Source organism: Paraburkholderia sp. WC7.3g, from assembly GCF_050436345.1.
Lineage (GTDB): Bacteria > Pseudomonadota > Gammaproteobacteria > Burkholderiales > Burkholderiaceae > Paraburkholderia > Paraburkholderia podalyriae.
In genome coordinates, this window is the sequence record NZ_JBNDMA010000002.1 from 699,286 (window position 1) to 718,673 (window position 19,388).

General features: G+C 64.9%; 14 protein-coding genes. 9 read left to right on the plus strand and 5 right to left on the minus strand.

Annotation, left to right across the window (positions count from 1 at the left end; translation table 11 throughout):
• Positions 1-4 precede the first annotated feature (4 nt).
• From OKW43_RS14745 to OKW43_RS14765, 5 genes are all read left to right on the plus strand, one after another.
• The gene (locus OKW43_RS14745) at positions 5-760 is read left to right on the plus strand and encodes an ABC transporter permease (RefSeq protein WP_429448119.1); all 756 of its coding nucleotides are present in this window, start codon (positions 5-7) and stop codon (positions 758-760) included.
• A gap of 33 nt (positions 761-793) precedes the next feature.
• Positions 794-1,585, plus strand: coding sequence for an ABC transporter ATP-binding protein (locus OKW43_RS14750; RefSeq protein WP_187632267.1), 792 nt, complete (start codon positions 794-796; stop codon positions 1,583-1,585).
• A 61-nt stretch (positions 1,586-1,646) separates the two neighbouring features.
• On the plus strand, positions 1,647-3,293 hold the full coding sequence (locus tag OKW43_RS14755; protein ID WP_429448121.1) for an HAL/PAL/TAL family ammonia-lyase: 1,647 nt from the start codon (positions 1,647-1,649) through the stop codon (positions 3,291-3,293).
• A 47-nt stretch (positions 3,294-3,340) separates the two neighbouring features.
• On the plus strand, positions 3,341-4,135 hold the full coding sequence (gene hutC / locus OKW43_RS14760; protein ID WP_376776246.1) for a histidine utilization repressor: 795 nt from the start codon (positions 3,341-3,343) through the stop codon (positions 4,133-4,135).
• 198 nt (positions 4,136-4,333) lie between these two features.
• On the plus strand, positions 4,334-5,332 hold the full coding sequence (locus OKW43_RS14765; protein ID WP_429448124.1) for a helix-turn-helix domain-containing protein: 999 nt from the start codon (positions 4,334-4,336) through the stop codon (positions 5,330-5,332).
• 6 nt (positions 5,333-5,338) lie between these two features.
• Here OKW43_RS14765 and antC read toward each other — a convergent pair whose 3' ends face one another.
• The 3 genes from antC to antA are packed head-to-tail and all read right to left on the minus strand — an operon-like array spanning position 5,339 to position 8,259.
• Entirely contained in the window at positions 5,339-6,367 is a 1,029-nt protein-coding gene (antC, locus tag OKW43_RS14770; RefSeq protein WP_429448126.1) for an anthranilate 1,2-dioxygenase electron transfer component AntC, read from the minus strand.
• A 15-nt stretch (positions 6,368-6,382) separates the two neighbouring features.
• A complete protein-coding gene (antB, locus tag OKW43_RS14775) occupies positions 6,383-6,871 on the minus strand; it encodes an anthranilate 1,2-dioxygenase small subunit (RefSeq protein WP_429448130.1) in 489 nt (162 codons plus the stop codon).
• Positions 6,868-8,259, minus strand: a complete 1,392-nt coding sequence (gene antA, locus OKW43_RS14780; protein ID WP_429448134.1) for an anthranilate 1,2-dioxygenase large subunit — start codon at positions 8,257-8,259, stop codon at positions 6,868-6,870. The genes antB and antA overlap by 4 nt, the downstream gene beginning before the upstream one ends.
• Before the next feature lie 231 nt (positions 8,260-8,490).
• Between antA and OKW43_RS14785 the strand changes: the two genes are divergently transcribed.
• Both OKW43_RS14785 and OKW43_RS14790 read left to right on the plus strand, forming a co-directional pair.
• Positions 8,491-10,023 carry a sensor domain-containing diguanylate cyclase gene (locus tag OKW43_RS14785; RefSeq protein WP_429448136.1) on the plus strand — a complete coding sequence of 511 codons (1,533 nt, stop codon included), beginning with the start codon at positions 8,491-8,493 and terminating at the stop codon, positions 10,021-10,023.
• Positions 10,024-10,146: 123 nt separating this feature from the next.
• Complete coding sequence (locus OKW43_RS14790) at positions 10,147-11,454, plus strand: solute carrier family 23 protein (protein ID WP_429448139.1); 1,308 nt, start codon at positions 10,147-10,149, stop codon at positions 11,452-11,454.
• A 59-nt stretch (positions 11,455-11,513) separates the two neighbouring features.
• Here OKW43_RS14790 and OKW43_RS14795 read toward each other — a convergent pair whose 3' ends face one another.
• A complete protein-coding gene (locus tag OKW43_RS14795; RefSeq protein ID WP_429448141.1) occupies positions 11,514-13,169 on the minus strand; it encodes a Na+/H+ antiporter in 1,656 nt (551 codons plus the stop codon).
• A 364-nt stretch (positions 13,170-13,533) separates the two neighbouring features.
• Here OKW43_RS14795 and OKW43_RS14800 point away from each other — a divergent pair, with 364 nt between their 5' ends.
• On the plus strand, positions 13,534-14,823 hold the full coding sequence (locus OKW43_RS14800) for an EAL domain-containing protein (RefSeq protein ID WP_429448143.1): 1,290 nt from the start codon (positions 13,534-13,536) through the stop codon (positions 14,821-14,823).
• Positions 14,824-14,858: 35 nt separating this feature from the next.
• A complete protein-coding gene (locus tag OKW43_RS14805) occupies positions 14,859-15,569 on the plus strand; it encodes a copper homeostasis protein CutC (protein WP_429448145.1) in 711 nt (236 codons plus the stop codon).
• A 23-nt stretch (positions 15,570-15,592) separates the two neighbouring features.
• On the opposite strand, the gene OKW43_RS14810 is transcribed toward OKW43_RS14805, so the two are convergent.
• Positions 15,593-19,180, minus strand: a complete 3,588-nt coding sequence (locus tag OKW43_RS14810) for an indolepyruvate ferredoxin oxidoreductase family protein (protein ID WP_429448147.1) — start codon at positions 19,178-19,180, stop codon at positions 15,593-15,595.
• Between the last annotated feature and the right edge of the window lie 208 nt (positions 19,181-19,388).

Sequence of the window (19,388 nt, forward strand, 5' to 3'; positions counted from 1 at the left end):
CATCATGAACTTCGACTTCGACTTTCTGTTCGATACGGTCAAGCAGCTGCTCGCCGCCGTGCCGACCACGCTTGGCCTCTTCTTTTGTTCGCTGATTCTCGGCGGTCTGCTCTCGCTCGTGATCGTCACGATGCGCGTGTCGCCGCACTGGCTGCCGAACCGCTTCGCACGCGCGTATATCCTCGTATTTCGCGGCTCGCCGCTGTTGATCCAGATGTTCCTCGTGTACTACGGCATGGGCCAGTTCGGCGTGATTCGCGAGAGCTTTCTGTGGCCGGTACTGCGCGAGCCTTATATGTGCGCCGTCTTATCGCTTGCGCTGTGCACCGCCGGCTACACCGCGGAGATTATTCGCGGCGGCTTGATGGCGGTGCCCGTCGGGCAGATCGAGGCCGGCTATTCGATCGGCCTGTCGGGTTTCGCGCTGCTGCGCCGCGTGATCGGCCCGATTGCAGTGCGTCAGTGCCTGCCCGCTTATTCGACGGAAGCCGTGCTGCTCGTCAAGTCGACGGCGCTCGCGAGTCTCGTCACCGTGTGGGAAGTGACCGGCGTCGCGCAGCAGATCATTCAGCAAACATATCGCACGACGGAAGTGTTTATCTGCGCCGCGCTGATCTATCTGTTTCTGAACTTCATTATCGTGCGCGCCCTGAGCCTGCTAGAGACGCGTCTGTCGCGGCATCTGCGCGCGGCGCCGAAGTCGTCCGCGCAGAGCCGCCCGGCGTCCGCCACTACCGAAGCACGCCGCGCCGCGCCCTGAGCGCCGGCCATTTCGGATGAACTGGAGAATTCCATGAACGCTACGGCACCCGTTGCACTGTCGGTCAAGAACATTCATAAATCGTTCGGCGATCATCACGTGCTCAAAGGCATTTCGCTCGACGCCCATCAAGGCGACGTGATCTCGGTTCTCGGCGCGAGCGGCTCGGGCAAGAGCACGTTCCTGCGCTGCCTGAATCTGCTCGAAACGCCGGACGACGGTTCGGTCGCGCTCGCCGGCGAAGAGCTGAAAATGAAACGTCGCGGAGACGGCAAGCTGCAACCGAGCGACCGCCGCCAGGTGGACCGCATTCGCTCGCAACTCGGCATGGTGTTCCAGAACTTCAACCTCTGGTCGCATATGACGGTGCTCGAAAACCTGATCGAAGGGCCGATGCGCGTGCAGAAACGCAGCCGCGCGGAGTCGGTTGAAGAAGCCGAGGCGCTGCTCGCGAAAGTCGGTCTCGCGGAAAAGCGCGGCCACTATCCGGCGCACCTGTCAGGTGGCCAGCAACAGCGCGTGGCGATTGCGCGCGCGCTGGCCATGCATCCGAAAGTGATGCTGTTCGACGAACCGACTTCGGCGCTCGATCCCGAACTGGTCGGCGAAGTGCTGCGCGTGATGCGCTCGCTTGCGGAGGAAGGCCGCACGATGCTGGTCGTCACGCACGAAATGGGTTTTGCGCGTCACGTGTCGAATCGCGTGATGTTCCTGCATCAGGGCCAGGTGGAAGCGGATGGTACGCCCGACGAAGTCTTCGTCGAGTGCAAGTCGGAGCGCTTCCGGCAATTCGTGTCGAGTCACCAGGACCGCACGACGAACTGACGCGCGCAAAGACGCTGCGTCGCCACCTCACATCACGTTACTTACCGCGCAGAGCACTATCATGGCCGTGATCCGTTCCGATCGTCCTCTCAACTGGGCACAGGTGGCGGCGGTCGCCGCCGGCGAGCCGCTCGAACTTTCCGCCGACGCCCGCGCGCGCATCGCAGCGGCACGCGTGCTCGTCGAACAGATCGTCGAGCGCCGCATTCGCGCGTATGGCGTGAATACCGGAGTCGGCGCATTGTGCGACGTGATCGTGTCGCCGACCGAGCAGCGCACGCTGTCGCGCAACATTCTGATGAGTCATGCGGTCGGCGTCGGCGCACCGCTCGGTGTCGCCGAGACGCGCGCGATCATGGCCGCTGCAGTGAACAATTTCGCGCATGGGCATTCGGGCATCCGTCTCGAAGTCGCGGATCAACTCGTAGACTTACTTAACGCCGATTGCTTGCCCGAAGTGCCGGCGTTCGGCTCGGTCGGTTATCTGAGCCATATGGCGCATATCGCGCTGGTGTGCATCGGCGAAGGATATGTGCGGTATCGCGGCGAGCGTCTGAAGGGTCGCGAAGCACTGCGCATGCTTGGCCGCGAACCGCTCGTGCTTGAAGCGAAGGAAGGGCTCAGCCTCATCAACGGCACGCCATGCGTGACCGGACTTGCCGCGTTGGCGCTGGCGCGCGCGGTGCGTCTGCTCGATTGGACCGATGTGGTCGCGGCGATGAGCTTCGAGAATCTGCGCGGCCAACTCGCCGCATTCGACGAAGACTCGCTCGCGTTGCGCATTTCACCGGGCCTCAACCTGGTCGGTGAACGCATGCGCACCGCGCTCGCCGACAGCGGCATTCTCGCGGCAGTGGTCGGCCAGCGCACGCAGGACCCGCTCTCCATGCGCACCATCCCGCATGTACACGGCGCCGCGCGCGATGTGCTCGCCGCGACCGCCGACGTGGTCAACCGCGAACTGGCGTCGATTACCGATAACCCGATCGTCGCCGGCACGCCGGAAGATCCGCGCGTCTATTCCCAGGCGCATGCGGTGGGCGCATCCATCGCGCTGGCCATGGACAGCCTCGCCACCGCGATCGCCCAGCTGGCCGCGATGGCCGAGCGGCGGCTCGACCGTCTCGTCAATCCGCTCGTGAGCGGCTTGCCCGCGTTTCTCGCGGAGCCGGGCGGCACGTGTTCCGGCTTCATGATCGCGCAGTACACGGCGGCCTCGCTCGTCGCGCAGAACCGGCGCCTCGCGCTGCCCGCCAGTCTGGATGGCGGCATCACGTCGGGCTTGCAGGAGGACCACCTGTGCCACGCGACGCCCGCCGCGCTGAAAGCGCTGGAGATCGTCGACAACGCGGGGCGCATCGTCGCGATCGAACTGTTGGCCGCGGCGCAGGCCTACGATCTGCAAGCCACGGACGCGCCGCGCGCGCCGCATACGCAGGCACTGTGGCAACGCGTGCGGCAGATCGTGCCGACTTATCGCGACGACCGTCCGCTCGCCGACGACATGAGCGTCGCCTTCCGGATGATCGCGGGCGAGGCGCCGCCGCTGTTGCCGCGCCCCGGTAAGATGAGGCCGCGCGACGCGACGCCGGGCAGCGGCGCGGAGTTTGGTGCGGGTGCATCCACTGCGAGCCTGGCGGCTGCGGACAAATTTCCTGCAGCCGCGAACAGCGCGAGCAACACACTGGGCGCAGCGCGCGTGGCCTGAGGCAGACATAGCCGGTGCGCGGGCCGCAACCCACCCACGAGGTCGGAATGAACACAATTACAGATAATCAAAAACAAGGGCAAATGCAGGCGCAACCCGGCGCGCAAAGCGCCGGCACCGCGGAGCGCGCCGCTTGCAAGGAGACCCCGGCGAGAGCAATGCCCGCTTACGAGCAGATCAAGCGCTACGTGATCCGGCGCATCAGCGAGGGCGATTGGAAGCCGGGCGGTCTGATCCCATCAGAAGCAGAACTGGTGAAAGAGTTCGGCGTCGCGCGCATGACGGTCTCACGCGCGCTGCGCGAATTGACCGCTGAACGCGTGCTGGCGCGAGTGCAGGGTTCCGGTACGTTTGTCGCGCCGCAGCGGTACGAATCCACCGTGCTCGAAATCCGCAATATCGCCGATGAAATCGCCGCGCGCGGTCATCGTCATTCGGCGCGCGTGTTGACGCTCGAACCGAGCGGCGATCCGCAGGCGCTCGAAGCGCTCGGTCTCTCGAGCGGTCCGGCCTTTCACTCGTGCATCGTGCATAGCGAGGAGGGCGAGCCGATTCAGTACGAGGACCGATACGTCAATCCCAAGGTGTTCCGCGAGTATCTGCAACAAGACTTCACCGTCGAGACGCCGAATCACTACATGGTGCGTCTCGCGCCGATTCAACGCGCGGAGTTCCGCATCTACGCTCAAAAGCCGGATGCGTATGTGCGGCGTCATCTGTCGATGGAAATCGGCGAGCCGTGCTTGCAACTATGGCGCCGTACCTGGGTGGGCGACGACGTCGCGACGTCCGTGCAGTTGTGGCATCCGGCGTCGCGTTTTCATCTGGCGGGGAAAGTCTAGCGGGGAATGCGCAACCAGTACGCGGCGGAAGCCCTTCTCAATGCGAGCGCAACAGCGACTTGTCGGAGGACAACATTTCATTCATCCGCCCGCAGCGCCCACGGTTGATGTAGTCTTAGCGAACCCCACAAATGTCCCCGTTTTGCGCCCCGATGAACGGCCTTGGGGCGCGCATCCTCGGTACTTCGCTTTCTACGTATGCGATCAACTTCGGACCCCGGCAATCGCGATCTCCGCGCCGCATTAAGCGACCTCGACGGCGCGCGCGACTGGATGGCCTCCATCTGCGGCCCGCACGGGCTGCAGGTCAGTCATCCGGAGCGGCTGCGGTTTCATCAGTCCGGCACGGTGCTGCGTTCGATGGCGACGACGATCGGCTACGTCGAGTACGGCACCGACGTGACGGTCGCGGTGAGCGAGAACAGCCCGCTGAACTGCTACAGCGTGAGCCTGCCGATGGTCGGTCATCAGGAACTCGCCGTGCATGGCAAGAGGTGGTTATCGGATCAGGATCGCGGTTTGATCGTCAGTCCGCAGCAATCGCAGGATCTCGCGATCACCGGCAATTGCCGCAAGCTGCACGTCGCGATTCCGCGCTCCGCGCTTCAACAGGTGCTGCAGACAATGCTGCAACGCACCGTCGAAGCGCCGCTCGTGTTCCAGCCCGACATGGATGCGGCCGCCGGCGACCAGGCCTCGTGGTGGCGCATGGTCAAGTTCCTGGCCGGCGAAATCGAACGCTCGGGACCGTCGCTGGGGCAGCTCTACATGTCCAGCGAACTCGAACTGACGTTGCTCAAAGGACTGCTGCTGTCGCAGCCGCACAACTACTCGGAGCTGCTGGCCAACGCGTCCGCGCCGACGCCACCGCATTATCTGACCCGCGCGCGCCAGTTCATTCACGACAACGCGCGCGAGCCCATCGCGCTCGAAGACATCGAGCGCGCCTCAGGTGTGTCGCGCTTCAAGCTGTTCGATGGATTCCGGCAGTACTTCGGCTGTGCGCCCATCGCGTATCTGAAACGCTATCGGCTCGAATCGGTGCGGCGCGATATTCTCGAAGACCGCTCGGTGCGCAATATTTCATCGGTCGCGCTGGGCTGGGGGGTGTCGCATCTCGGCCGTTTCTCGACAGAATACAAGGCGTTGTTCGGAGAGTCGCCATCCGAGACGCTGAAGCGCACGGCGCGGCGTTAGAACGTCCTATCGAGCGTTGCTTTCGCCGAACTTCTCGTAAAACAACCGGTAGTCGTGAATACCCTGCTCGGTGAGCCAGGTCTTGATTGCTTCGACCATCGGCGGCGGTCCGCACACGTACATGTCAAAGCCGTTCGATTCGAGGAACGAGCGGTCGAGATGTTCGGGAATCAGTCCGGTCTTGCCGGACCATTGCGGCGCCGGATTCATCACGACCGTTTCGATCGCGAATTCTTCGATGCTCGCCTTGTAGCCGGTGATGCGCTCGGTCTCGCATAGATCCGCCGCATTCGTGACGCCGTAGTACAGATGCACCGGATGCGCGACATTGCGTTTCGCCGTGATGTCGTCGAGCATGCCGAGGAAGGCGGAGAGTCCCGTGCCGCCCGCGACCATCACGACCGGTCGTTCGACCTGGCGCAGATAGAACGCGCCGAGTGGCGCCTCGAACTCGACCGTGTCGCCGACCTTGCAACGCTCGCGCAGATAGTTGCTCATCACGCCGTCGGGCAGCAGGCGGATCAGGAATTGCAGCGCGTTGCGCGCGTTCGGATGATTCGCGAACGAATACGATCGCCATTCTTCGGTGCCCGGCACTTTCATGCGCGCATACTGGCCCGGCAGAAAATCGAGCTGACGGGCATGCGCGCTCGCATCGATACGCAGGATCGCGGTCGTCGCCGACACCAGCTCGACGCCGGCCACGCTCGCGGATACGGTGTTCGTGCCGGCACCTTCACACAGCGTCGAGTCGAAGTCGAAATAGAACGACGCGTCCGACTTCACGCGGGTCTGGCACGACAGGATCTTGCGCTGCGCGAGGTCTTCTTCGCTGAGCGTTTCCTCGTCGACGTAATCGAGCGTGTAGTCGCCCGATTCGCAGCGCCCCTGGCAGGTGCCGCACACGCCTTCGCGGCAGTCGAGCGGAATGTTGACGCCGTTGCGCAGTGCCGCATCGAGCAGCAGCTCGTTCGGGCTCACATCGACAAACGCGGTTTTGCCATCGGCAAAGCTCAACGCGACTTTATGTTTCATCGTCGTGCTCCCGGCTCACAGATGGTAGAAATCCAGCACCGCGTTGATGTGGTCGTTCAGCAGCAGCACGTGCTTGCGCCTGATCTTCCAGCTATCGCCCGACGGTCGCAGGTCATACACCGCGCGTCCATAGAAGTAGTCGGTCGAGCCGTGACGCGTGTAGAGCGTCGACCAGTTCACGTTCGCTTCGATGCTCGAATCGTTGCGCTCGCTCAGGCGCACGTTGCTGATCTGATGCATCGTGCGCGGCAGCGGTGTCGACGCGGCCGACTTGCCGGTACGCAGCCGGAACACGCGGTCTTCGAGACCGGCGCGATCCGGGTAGTAAATCAGCGACATGCCCTGCTTCGGATCGGTCGTGTACACGTGCTCCGAATCCCACTGCGGCACATGGAACATGCTCTGCGGATCGAACAGGTCGAGATATTCGTCCCATTGCTGCTTGTCGCACAGATCGGCCTTCAGATACAGAAACTGCTCGACGGAGTGTTGGAGTTGGCTCATGCCTGCTCTCCCTGCGATTCGATGGATTTATCCAGTCCCTTGAGGATCGTGTCGCGCCAGGTGCCGTGCTGGTTCACGTAAAGCCCTTCGTGGGTCAGCTCGGTGCCGGTCAGATTCGGCGCGATGCCGAGCAGCGTGGTGTTCGCGGTCGCGCCACTGGCCCACTTGTGATGCCCGCGCGAGATGTCGCTCCAGCGTTCGAGGCGCGCCTGGAAGCCGCGCTGCTGCTCGCGGAATTCGACGAGGTCGTCGGGGTTGCCCATGCCGGACACGTTGAAGAAGTCTTCGAACTGACGGATACGGTTCTCGCGGTCCTTCGCCGCCTCATCCTTCACGCCAATGCACTGGCTGATGATCTCGGTCTTGTTCCACGCGACCGGACGCACGATGCGCAACTGCGAGCTGATCTGGTCCATGAAGAACAGGCTCGGGTAGACATTCAGGTTGCGCAGCCGGTGCATCATCCATTCAGCCTTGTCCTGACCATAGGCTTCGACGAGGCGCGGCATCACGCTTTCGTAGCCGGGACGCACTTGCGGATTCGGCATGTCGCTGAACAGCACGCTGTGGCCGTTCCTGAATGCGAACCAGCCGTCGTCGGTTTCGCCGTCGCCGGCGCCGAGCTTGCTGTAGTCGAGCGTGCCGCTCGGGCTATCACCCTTTTTCGCGTTTGACTCGTGGCGGTGCTGCACGGTCGCCACGTAGTTGTAATGCACGGTGCTCACGTGATAGCCGTCGAGACCGTTTTCGTTCTCCAGCTTCCAGTTGCCGTCGAACGTGTAGGTCGACTTGCCGGGCAGCACTTCGAGCTCGCCGGTCGGCGACTGGGCCACCATCATGTCGAAGAAGATGCGCGCGTCGCCGAGGTAGTCTTCGAGCGTATCCGAGCCGTCGACGTCGAGGCTCACGAACACGAAGCCCTTGTAGCTCGCGATGCGCGCTTTCTTCAGGCCGCGCACCGACTTGTCGAAGTCGTCGCGGTATTCGCCGGGCGCCTTCACCTTCACGAGGCGACCGTCGTTCTTGTAGCACCATGCGTGGAACGGGCACGTGAAGGTCGACTGGTTGCCCTTGGTCATACGTGTGAGCGTCGCGCCGCGGTGCTGGCACGCGTTGATCATCGCGTTCAGGTTGCCGGCGCTGTCGCGCGAGATGATCAGTGGCTGGCGGCCCGCGCGCATCGTCAGGAAATCGTTGTTGTCGGGGATCTCGCTTTCGTGGCACGCGTAGATCCAGGCCTTCTCGAAGATGTGCTCCATCTCGAGCGAGAACAACTCGGGCTCCGTGAACATTTCGCGGGCGATCCGGTACACGCCTTCCGCGGGGCGGAAGTCCAGACAACCGCTAACGAATTCGCGCCATTCGGCGGCGCTGCGCTTGTCGCTCATGTTGTGTCTCTCCTTGTATCCAATCGTTTGAACGTGACAGGTTCGATTGAATACCCAAGTGGCGACGCGAACTATCCAGCCAATTTGCATTCGCTATCCGAATAATTGGGCGGCGGCTGGGGCACCGGGTCTGCTACCCTAGCGTTTCGTAGGTCGCGTTTTTGACGGTTATTTCCGAGGCGTGGCCGTTTTTTCACGCGCGACATTCAGCGCACGTCAAACGAAAAACGCATGGTGACGCGCCGACCGAATACCGTGATTGCGATCAGCATCGTGCTGGCTGGCGCGATCCTCGCGATCGCCGTGGCGCTGCTCGCACAGATGCGCGAGGACGCGTTGCGGCGCGCGCAGGACTCTGTGGGCAACATCTCGCTGCTGGTCGAGCGCGACGTGTCGCGCAATCTCGAGATCTACGACCTGTCGCTGCGCGCGGTGATCGACGGACTGAAGCAGCCGGGCGTGCTCGATCTGCCGCCGCAGATCCGCCAGATGGTGCTGTTCGACGGCTCGGTCAGCGCAAAGGACATGGGCTCGGTGTTCGTGCTCGACGAAAACGGCAACGTGCGTTTCGATTCACGCGCGTGGCCGCCGCGCGCGAATAGCCATGCCGGGCGCGATTACTTCAAGGTGCAGCGCGCTTCGCCCGACGTCGGCCTCTTCATCAGCCATCCTTTCAGCCCGAGCGGCACCGACGAAGACTTGCGCATCGCGCTGAGCCGGCGCATTTCGAGGCCAGACGGCAGCTTCGGCGGCGTGGTGGTCGGCACACTGCGCCTCACGTATTTCCATCGGCTGTTCGACGGCATGAAACTCGGGCCGAGCGGCTCGATGGCGTTGATGCTTAGCGACGGCACGATGTTGATGCGTCGTCCGTACGATCCGAAAACGATCGGCATCAACCTGACCGGCACCGCCAACTACTCGCGCTTCATCACGCAGCCGAGCGGCGAGTTTTTCGGCACCGCGGCAATCGACGGCGTCTTGCGCTGGTACGCGTTCCGCCATATCGACGACTATCCGCTGATCCTCGACGTCGCGCTGTCGACGCACGACATCTACGTCGAATGGCGGCGGCGCGCATGGATCATCGGCACGCTGATCGGCGCGCTCGACGTGACGATCATCGCGCTGGCGTTTCTGTTCTCATATCAGTTGCGCCTGCGCCGCGCGGCCGAGGAAGAACTGCGCGAACTGGCGCGCACGGACGGGCTGACCGGCCTGTACAACCGTCGCGCGTTCGAGGAGCACGCGAACGACGCGTGGCGGCGCGCGCAGCGCAACAGCCGGCCGCTGTCGCTGCTCCTGATCGACGTCGACAACTTCAAGGGCTTCAACGACCTGTACGGCCATTCGGCCGGCGACGAAGCGCTGATCGTCGTCGCGCGCTGCATCGCGCAGAACGTGCGGCGTCCGGGCGACACGGCCGCGCGCTTCGGCGGCGAGGAGTTCGCGGTGCTGCTGCCGGATACCGATGCGACGGGCGCGGGGCGGATCGCCGAGCAGATCCGCGCGGCTGTGCAGGCGCTGCAATGCCGCCATGTGGCAAGCGCGCATCACGTGCTGACGGTGAGCGCCGGCGTGGCGACCGCGCAGGGCGCGGCGATCGCGACGAGCCGCGCGCTGGTCGACGCCGCCGACCAGGCGCTGTATCGCGCGAAGGATGCCGGCCGCAATCGGGTGATCGCGTATGGCGCGACGACGGACACCCCCTCGCGGGACGGCGCCGCGCTGACGCCGGACACGGACTCGCGCGGCGCGAATTGACCCGCTTGCCAGCCCTTATTGCTCTCCGTAAACTCGCGCGTGACTTTGCCGGACCCACGCCGCAGCGCGTGATCGGCACACCTCGCCGCATACACCACGCCGACCCTGAGGAGAATCCCCGCGATGGCCGCATCCTATTTCCCCCGCTGGCGCCGCCAGCCTGCCGCCGCCGAGGGCGGCATCGTCGGCATCGACGAACGGCTCGCGTGGCCGCCGATGTTCGCGATGGGCATCCAGCACGTGGTCGCGATGTTCGGCGCGACCGTGCTCGCGCCGCTGCTGATGGGCTTCGACCCGAACCTTTGCATCTTCATGTCGGGGATCGGCACGCTGCTGTTCTTCGTGCTCGTCGGCGGCCGCGTGCCGAGCTATCTCGGGTCGAGCTTCGCGTTCATCGGCCTCGTCATCGCGGTGACCGGCTACGGCGGACACGGCGCGAATCCGAACATTCCGGTCGCGTTGGGCGGCATCATCGCGTGCGGCGTCGCGTATGGGGTGATCGGCCTGATCGTGTCGGCGGTCGGCACCGGCTGGATCGAAACGCTGATGCCGCCGGTCGTGACCGGCGCGGTCGTCTGCGTGATCGGCCTGAACCTCGCGCCGATTGCCGTGCGTGGCGTGAGCGGCAGTAATTTCGAGTCGTGGATGGCGCTGGTCACAGTGCTGTGCGTCGGCGCGGTCGCGGTGTTCACGCGCGGCATGCTGCAGCGTCTGCTGATCCTGGTCGGCTTGCTGCTCGCCTACGTCATCTATGCGATCGTCACGAACGGCCTCGGCATGGGCAAGCCGATCGATTTCTCGATCGTCGCGAACGCCGCGTGGTTCGGCATGCCGCACTTCATGTCGCCGGTGTTCGAGCCGCACGCGATGACGCTGCTCGCGCCAATCGCGGTGATTCTCGTCGCCGAAAACCTCGGCCACATCAAGGCCGTCAGCGCGATGACGGGCCAGAACCTCGACCGTTACATCGGCCGCGCGTTTCTCGGCGACGCGCTCGCGACGATCGTGTCCGGCTTCGCGGGCGGCACCGGCGTGACCACCTACGCGGAGAACATCGGCGTGATGGCGGTCACGAAAATCTATTCGACGCTGGTGTTCGTGATCGCCGCGTTGATCGCCCTCGTGCTCGGCTTCTCGCCGAAGTTCGGCGCGGTGATCCAGACGATTCCGGGACCGGTGCTGGGCGGCGTGTCGATCGTCGTATTCGGGCTGATCGCGGTGACGGGCGCGCGCATCTGGGTCGTCAACAAGGTCGACTTCTCCGACAACCGCAACCTGATCGTCTCGGCCGTCACGCTCGTGCTCGGCGCCGGCGACTTCTCGCTGAAGCTCGGCGGCTTCGGGCTCGGCGGCATCGGCACCGCGACGTTCGGCGCGATCATCCTGTACGCGCTGTTGAGAAGAAAGCCGACGCAAGGGCCGGTGGCCTGAGCGTCGATCGGCATCGGCGTTTCAGGCGCCGGTGCCGATGTCGATGCAGCAGCCAACTCCTACCCTTTGCGCGCGGTTAGCGCCGTCTCCGACAGATCCACCTCACGCATCAGCTTGTTCAACGTCTCGTCGTTGATCCGCTGCGTGTCGCGCAAATCGAGCAGCGTCTTGCGCTCGGCACGCATCGCCGCGAGCTTCATGCGGAATTCGATCGCATCGGCACGGCGCGCGAGTTCGCGCGGCGCCTGCTCGTCGTCGAGCGTCGCGAGGCGGCGGCGGTACACATCCATCACGCGCGCGGTCACATCGGTCGCATACGCCTGAGCCGATTCATCGAGGTCCGCGCACTCGATGTCGTGCAGATGATCGACCGCGCGAATCGCCGACTGCGCGGCGAGCGTACGCGCAAGTGCTTCCTCGGCCGCGTGCGGGTCCTTGCCGCGCCGCCAACCGCGCAGCAGCAGCGGCAACGCGGCCACCGCCACCAGCAGCGACAGCAGGATCACGCCCGATGCGATGAAGATCGCGAGATCACGTCCCGGCAGCGGCGTGCCGTTGGGCAGCAACTCCGGCAGCGACAGCACGCCCGCGAGCGTCACCGCGCCGCGCACGCCGGCCACCGTCGTCACCGACACCATGCGCAGCCCCGGCACCGCGTTCGCGACGCCGTGCTTCGCCGCGCCACGGCTCGCGAACCAGCGCAGCAGCCACACCCACACGAAGCGCATTGCGTATAGCGCGATCGCCACCGCGACGATATAGCCGATCAACAGCGCAACCTGTGCGTCGTTGGTTTGGTGCGCGTCGAGCAGCGCGCGGCCGAGGATGTGCGGAAACTGCAGCCCGAGCATGATGAACACCATGCCGTTGAACACGAACTCGATCATCGTCCACGTGCTGGTGGCCCGCACGCGCGAGGCGACCTGCCACTTTTCCGCGATGCTCGCGTAGTTCATCATCATGCCGGCGGAGACCGCGGCGAGAATGCCCGACAGTTCGAAGCGCTCGGCGCTCAGATAGGCGGCGAACGGAATCAGTAGCGTCATCACGACGCCGGGCGCGGGATCGCCTTCCTCGGTGAGATTGAGAAACCGCGCGGACACGAAGCTGAACACCGCGCTCACCGCCGCGCCGACCGCGAGGCCGCCCACCGCGATGATCACGAAGCTCACCGACGCTTCACGCAGCGAAAAGGCGCCGGTCAGCGCCGCGGCGATCGCAAACTTCAGCGCGACGAGGCCCGACGCGTCGTTCATCAGCGCCTCGCCTTCGAGGATATGCATCAGCTGCCCCGGAATCTTGCCCTTGCCGGCGATGCCGGACAGCGCGACTGCGTCGGTCGGCGACAGCACCGCGGCGAGCGCGAACGCGACCGGCAACGAGATCTGCGGCACCAGCGCGTGCACGAAGTGACCGACCACCAGCACAGTCATGAACACGAGGCCGAGCGCGAGCATCAGGATCGCGCGGCGCGCCATGAAGAACTCGCGCTTCGGCATGCGCCAGCCATCCGCGAACAGCAGCGGTGGAATGAACAGCAGCATGAAGATTTCCGGATCGAACGCGACGTGCAATTCGAGGCGCGGCCACGCGAGCATCGCGCCGATCGCGATCTGCACGAGCGGCAGTGGCAGCTTGAACGGCAACGCGCGGGTCAGCATGCCGGACGCGGCGACAGCGAGCAGCAGGATCAGGACGGTGAAGACAATTTCCATCGTGTGTTCCGGGTGGATGAAGGGGTGTCCTGGGAAGGGGTGTCCTGGGAAGGGGTGTCCTGGGAAGGGGCGCGATGCGCAGCGTCGAGTGTAGCCCGGCGTCGCGCGCACTTGCGGCGCGCTTCGCAGCGAGGCTCACGGCGAGCATCACTGAAGCGACGCACCGCAACGGTGCGCGCCATGCCCTCGGACGGCGCATCAGCGCTGTCGCCGGTGCAATCTTTCGGGCGAGTTACAGCGCAATGTGCGCCAGCGTGCGCATGGACCTTGCTTAACCGGTAACGATGACGCACATTTTGAGGACCAGCGTCGGTTTCGGCGCTTTTCGCGTTCGGAACGGCTGGCTCTCGCGTGAGAGGACTGGATGAGGATTGCGCAACAACAGGACAGGTCGGCGAGCGTGCCGCACGGCTTCGAGGTCGAGGTGACCTCGGGCCTTCAACGCTATTCGGTGCAGCATGGCGAGGTGACGCTGACGAGCGTGTTCCAGCCGATTTTCAGTCTGTCGCACCTGCGCGCGGTCGGCTATGAGGGCTTGCTGCGCGCGCACGACGCGCTCGATCGCGCGGTGTCGCCGCTCGACGTGTTCGGCGAGGCCGCGCGCCTCGGCGACGCGCTGCAGATCGACCGGCTCGCGCAGACGTTGCATCTGGAGAACTTCAAGATGCTCGGCGCCGAGCACGAATGGCTGTTCCTGAACGTGCATCCAGGCGTGCTGACCGACCCGTATCTCGCGGCGGCGCTGCTCGCGAATCTGCGGCGGCTCGATCTGTCGCCGCGACGCGTCGTGCTCGAAGTGCTCGAGCAGAGCGCCGGCGATCTCGACCGACTCGCCGACGCGGTGCGCGAGTTCCGCGAGCGCGGCTTCCTGATCGCGCTCGACGACTTCGGCGCCGGTCATTCGAACATCGAGCGCATCTGGCAGCTGAATCCCGACATCGTGAAACTCGACCGCATCATGCTGTCGCACGCCGCGCATCGCGCCGACATGGCGACCATCCTGCCGGGGCTCGTGGCGCTGCTGCATGAGGCGGGCAAGCTCGTGCTGATCGAAGGCGTCGAAACCGAGCACGAAGCGCAGATGGCGCTCGCCTGCAATGCCGATTTCGTGCAGGGCTTTTTCTTCGGCCGGCCGAATCCGGGTGTCGTCGATGCGAGCCACGCGGCGGCTTGCATCGGCGAAGTCATCGAACGTTATCGCGAGCAGGCCGAGGCGCGCGAGCGGCGCAACGCGAGCCGGCTCGCGCCGTATCTGCGCGCGTTCGAGCGCGCCGCGGAGCGCCTCGCCGCCGGTGAGCCGCTCGACGAGGTGTGCTGGAATTTCCTCGCGCTCGATCACGTGGCGCGCTGTTTTCTGCTCGATGCGAAGGGCCGCCAGGCGGGCCGCAACATCGTGCTGCGCGCCGATCGCGCGGCGCGCGAAACCCGCTTCTTGCCGCTTGCCGACGCGCAGGGCGCGAACTGGTTGCGTCGGCCGTACTTCAGCGTCGCAATCCATGCGCCGGAGCGTGTGCATGTAACGCGGCCGTATCTGTCGATCAACGAAGCGTTGCCGTGCGTGACGCTGTCGGTGGCGACGCGCGTCGGCAGCGAAACCTGCGTGCTGTGCGGCGATATCGATTGGGTCGAGGACGAACGCGACGCGCGCATCTGACATGATGCCGTTTTCAATGACACCAGGTTGCGCTCATGTCCGTGCTACTCGAAGTGATTGCCACGACCGTCGCGGATGCGCGCGCCGCCGCGCAGGCAGGTGCGGATCGTCTGGAACTCGTGACCGCGATGGGCGAGGGCGGTCTGACGCCGAGTGTGGGATTGATCGAGGCGGTGGTTTCTGCGGCCGGCGTGCCGGCGGCCGGCGTTCCGGTCAACGTGATCGTTCGACCGCATAGCCGCACGTTCGTCTACGACGCCGACGACTATGCGGTGATGCTGCGCGACATCCGTGCGGTGAAGGCGGCCGGCGCGAACGGCATCGTGATCGGCATGCTCGATGCCGAGCGCGCGATCGACCGCGAAGGTCTCGCGCGCGTGTGCGAGGCCGCCGATGGACTCGCGATCACCTTCCATCGCGCGTTCGACGAGGCGCGCGATCTGCGCGAAGCGCTCGATGTATTGCTCGGTTTCGAGGCGGTGACGAATGTGCTGACGTCGGGCGGAAAGCCGTCGGTGCTGGAGGCGCGAGCCGTGGTCAGCGAACTGGTGCAGCAAGCGTCGGGATCGCATTGCACGGTGCTGGCGGGTGCCGGTTTGACGGTCGAAGCGGTCGCGAACTTCGTCATCCAAACGCACGTCGAGGCGGTGCATTTCGGCTCGGGCGTGCGTGTGAACGGCAACGGTCTTGCGCCAGTCGATCCCGCGAAGGTCGCGCAGGTGAGGGCGCTGCTCGATGCGACGTAACGCCGGGCAGCGCAGCGAACGACTTACTTCGCGACCACCACCGGAATGCCGCGCAACTGCCCGGCGCCCTTCAGCTCTTCCAGCGACTTCTTCACCGCCGTACCCGTCGCCGCATCGATGCCGAGACGCGCGGCGAGCTCACGCTCACCACGCTTGACCCCCGCCAGGTTCGCCAGCTTCACGTGTCCATAACCGCGCACGCGCGCATGCAGTTCGGCGAGTTTCGCGGCGTCGTCGAGATGGCTCGCGTCGAGCTTCGCTAGCGCGCGTTGCAGCGTGGTTTCGTAATCGCTCGCGAGCTCGCGCTCCATCTTGCGCTCGAGCGTGCGGCCGAACGGATCGAGCGCCGAGCCGCGCAGACCGCGCCACTTCGCGAGCAGGCCGAGCACCGACCACATCCACTGACCATAAGTTTTCTTCGTGGGTACGGCGCCGGCTTGCGCGCGCGTGAGCGTCGGCGGCGCGAGGTTGAAGCGAATCGTGAAGTCCTTGCCGGCGACGCCCTCGAACTGCGCTTCGAGCGCTTCACGAAACGCGGCATCCGTATGCAGACGCGCGACCTCGTATTCGTCCTTCACCGCGAGCAGCCGATAGAACGTCGTGGCGACCGCGCGCGTCACGGGCTCGCTCGTCGCGTCGACGGCGGCTTCCGCGCGCCGCGCCGCATCGATGAGCGCGCGATAGCGCTTCACATAAGCCGCGCCGCCATACCCGAGCAAGCGTTCTTCGCGATGGGCGATCAACTCATCCAGCGTATCGACGCGCACGCCCGGCTTCGGCGCATGACGCGCCTGCCACAGCGATTCGAGCGCGGTGGGATCGGCCGCGGCCATGCGGCCGATCGAGAACGCGAGCTGGTTCATCTGCACGGCGACGTTGTTCAGTTCGATCGCGCGCATCATCGCGGCGAACGACACCGGCACGAGACCGAGCTGCCACGCGAAACCGAGCATCAGAATGTTCGCGCCGATCGTATCGCCGAGAAAACGCGTCGCGAGCGCTTGCGCGTCGCACGTCGACATGCGCTCGGCGCCCGCCGCGTGACGCATCTTGTCGATCAGCGCATCGGCATGCAGCGTCGCGTCCGGGTTCTGCACGAAGCTCGCGTTCGGAATCGCATGTGTGTTGACGACGATGCGGGTACGGCCGTGGCGGACCGTTTGCAGCGCATCGGCGCTCGCGCCGACCACCATGTCGCAGGCGAGCAGCACGTCGGCCTGCTGCGTGTCGATGCGTACCTGGTTCAGCCATTCGTCACGCGCGGCAAAGCGCACGAACGACAGCACCGCGCCGCCCTTTTGCGCGAAACCCATGAAGTCGAGCACCGACGCGCTCTTGCCTTCGAGATGCGCGGCCATGCTGATCAAAGCGCCGACCGTCACGACGCCGGTGCCGCCCACGCCGGTGACGAGGATGTCATACGGCGCGGCATCGAGATGGGTCGCGGGAATCGGCAACGCATTGACGTACGTGGCGAGCGCCTGCGGATCGAACGCGGCGCCCGCGGCCTTTTTCAGCGTGCCGCCTTCGACGGTGACGAAGCTCGGGCAAAAGCCGTTCACGCACGAGTAGTCCTTGTTGCACGACGACTGATCGATGCGGCGCTTGCGACCGAGCGCGGTTTCCACCGGTTCAACCGACAAACAGTTCGACTGCACGCCGCAATCGCCGCAGCCTTCGCAGACCTCCTCGTTGATGAAGAGCCGCTTGTTCGGATCGGGGAATTCGCCTTTCTTGCGGCGCCGGCGTTTTTCGGCCGCGCAGGTCTGGTCGTAGATCAGCACGGTCACGCCGTCGGTATCGCGCAACTCGCGCTGCACGGTGTCCATCTCGCTGCGATGGTGAAACGTCGTGCCCGGCGGAAACTGGCTATGATTGCCGTCGTATTTCTCGGGCTCGTCGCTGACCACGACGAAGCGCGACACGCCTTCGGCTTCGACCTGACGCGCGATCTGCGGCACCGAGATGCTGCCGTCGACGGGCTGGCCGCCCGTCATCGCGACCGCGTCGTTATAGAGGATCTTGTAGGTGATCGTCGCTTTCGCGGCGACCGCCTGGCGGATCGCGAGAATGCCGGAGTGAAAGTAGGTGCCGTCGCCGAGATTCTGAAACACGTGGCGCGTCCTGGTGAACATCGAATGCGCGGCCCAGTCGACGCCTTCGCCACCCATCTGGATCAGTCCGGTCGTATCGCGCTCCATCCACGACGCCATGAAATGACAGCCGATGCCCGCCTGCGCGATCGAGCCGTCCGGCACTTTCGTCGACGTGTTGTGCGGACAGCCGGAGCAGAAGTACGGCGTGCGCTTCACGCTGTCCGCCGCGTTCGACAGGATCTGCGGCGCGACCAGATCGACGACGCGTTCGCGGCGATCGAGCGCCGGCTTGTGCTTCGCGAGCCAGTTCGCGAACACGGGCAGGATGCGCGACGGCCGCAATTCGCCGAGCGACGACAGCAGCAACGTGCCATCTTCGGCGTGCTTGCCGATCACGACCGGCCGGGTGCCTTGTGTGCGGTTGTACAGATAGTCCTTGATCTGTTGCTCGATGACGGGGCCCTTCTCTTCGATCACGAGCACTTCGGACAGACCCGACACGAACGCATCGATGCGCGTCATCTCCAACGGAAACGACAGCCCGACCTTGTAGATGCGCACGCCGGACGCGTCGAGATCGGCGAGCGTCAGGTCGAGCCGGCGCAGCGCTTCCATCAGATCGAGATGTGCTTTGCCGCACGTGACGATGCCGACGTTCGCGTGCGGGCTCGGCGCGATCCATTTGTCGATGCTGTTCGTTCGCGCGAAGTGACGCACCGCGTCGAGCTTCGCATGCAGACGCGCTTCGATGGTCAGGCTTGGCAGATCGGGCCAGCGGTTATGCAGGCCGCCGGCCGGTGCATCGAACGCGTGAGGGATGGTCCATTCGATTTGCAGCGCGTCGAGATCGACGGTCGAGCCCGATTCGACGGTCTCCGAAATGGCCTTGTAGCCGACCCACGCGCCTGAGAAGCGCGACAACGCCCAGCCGTACAGGCCGAATTCGAGCATGTCTGCGATGTTCGACGGATTTACGACCGGCATATGCCACCCGATCATCGCGAAGTCGCTCTGATGCGGCATCGACGACGACACGCAGCCGTGATCGTCGCCCGCGACGACCAAGACGCCGCCGTGCGGCGACGAGCCGTAGGCGTTGCCGTGCTTCAGCGCATCGCCCGCGCGGTCGACGCCCGGGCCTTTGCCGTACCACATGGCGAATACACCATCGACGGTGCGCTCGGGATCGGCTTCGACGCGCTGGGTGCCGAGCACGGCCGTGCCGCCGAGTTCTTCGTTGATCGCGGGCAGGAAGCGGATGTCACTCGCGTCGAGCAGTTTGTTCGCTTTCCACAACTGCAGGTCGACCATGCCGAGCGGCGAGCCGCGGTAGCCGCTGATGAAGCCGGCGGTGTTCAGGCCGCGGGTCTTATCGAGCGCGCGCTGCATCAGCGCGAGGCGCACCAGCGCCTGGGTGCCGGTCAGAAAGATCCGGCCGCGCGTCGCGGTGAGATTGTCGGACAGCTTGTAGTCGGCGAGAGCGGGCGTGCCGTCGATGGGCAGGCGGGCGGTCATGGGCGAGTCTCCAATGTTCTGGCTTCGCGCGCGGGTGATGGGCTCACCGAGACCACGCAGCGAAAGAGACTCTATTTTTTAGCGCTCGTGAGAGTGATTTATTTCTTCTTTAATCGGGCGTGCGCGAATGAGCGCGAAGAGTTGCGCCTTTTGGCCCGCTTTTGAGCCGGATTTGCCGTGCGGCGGCGCGCTTCGGGTATGCCCTGGG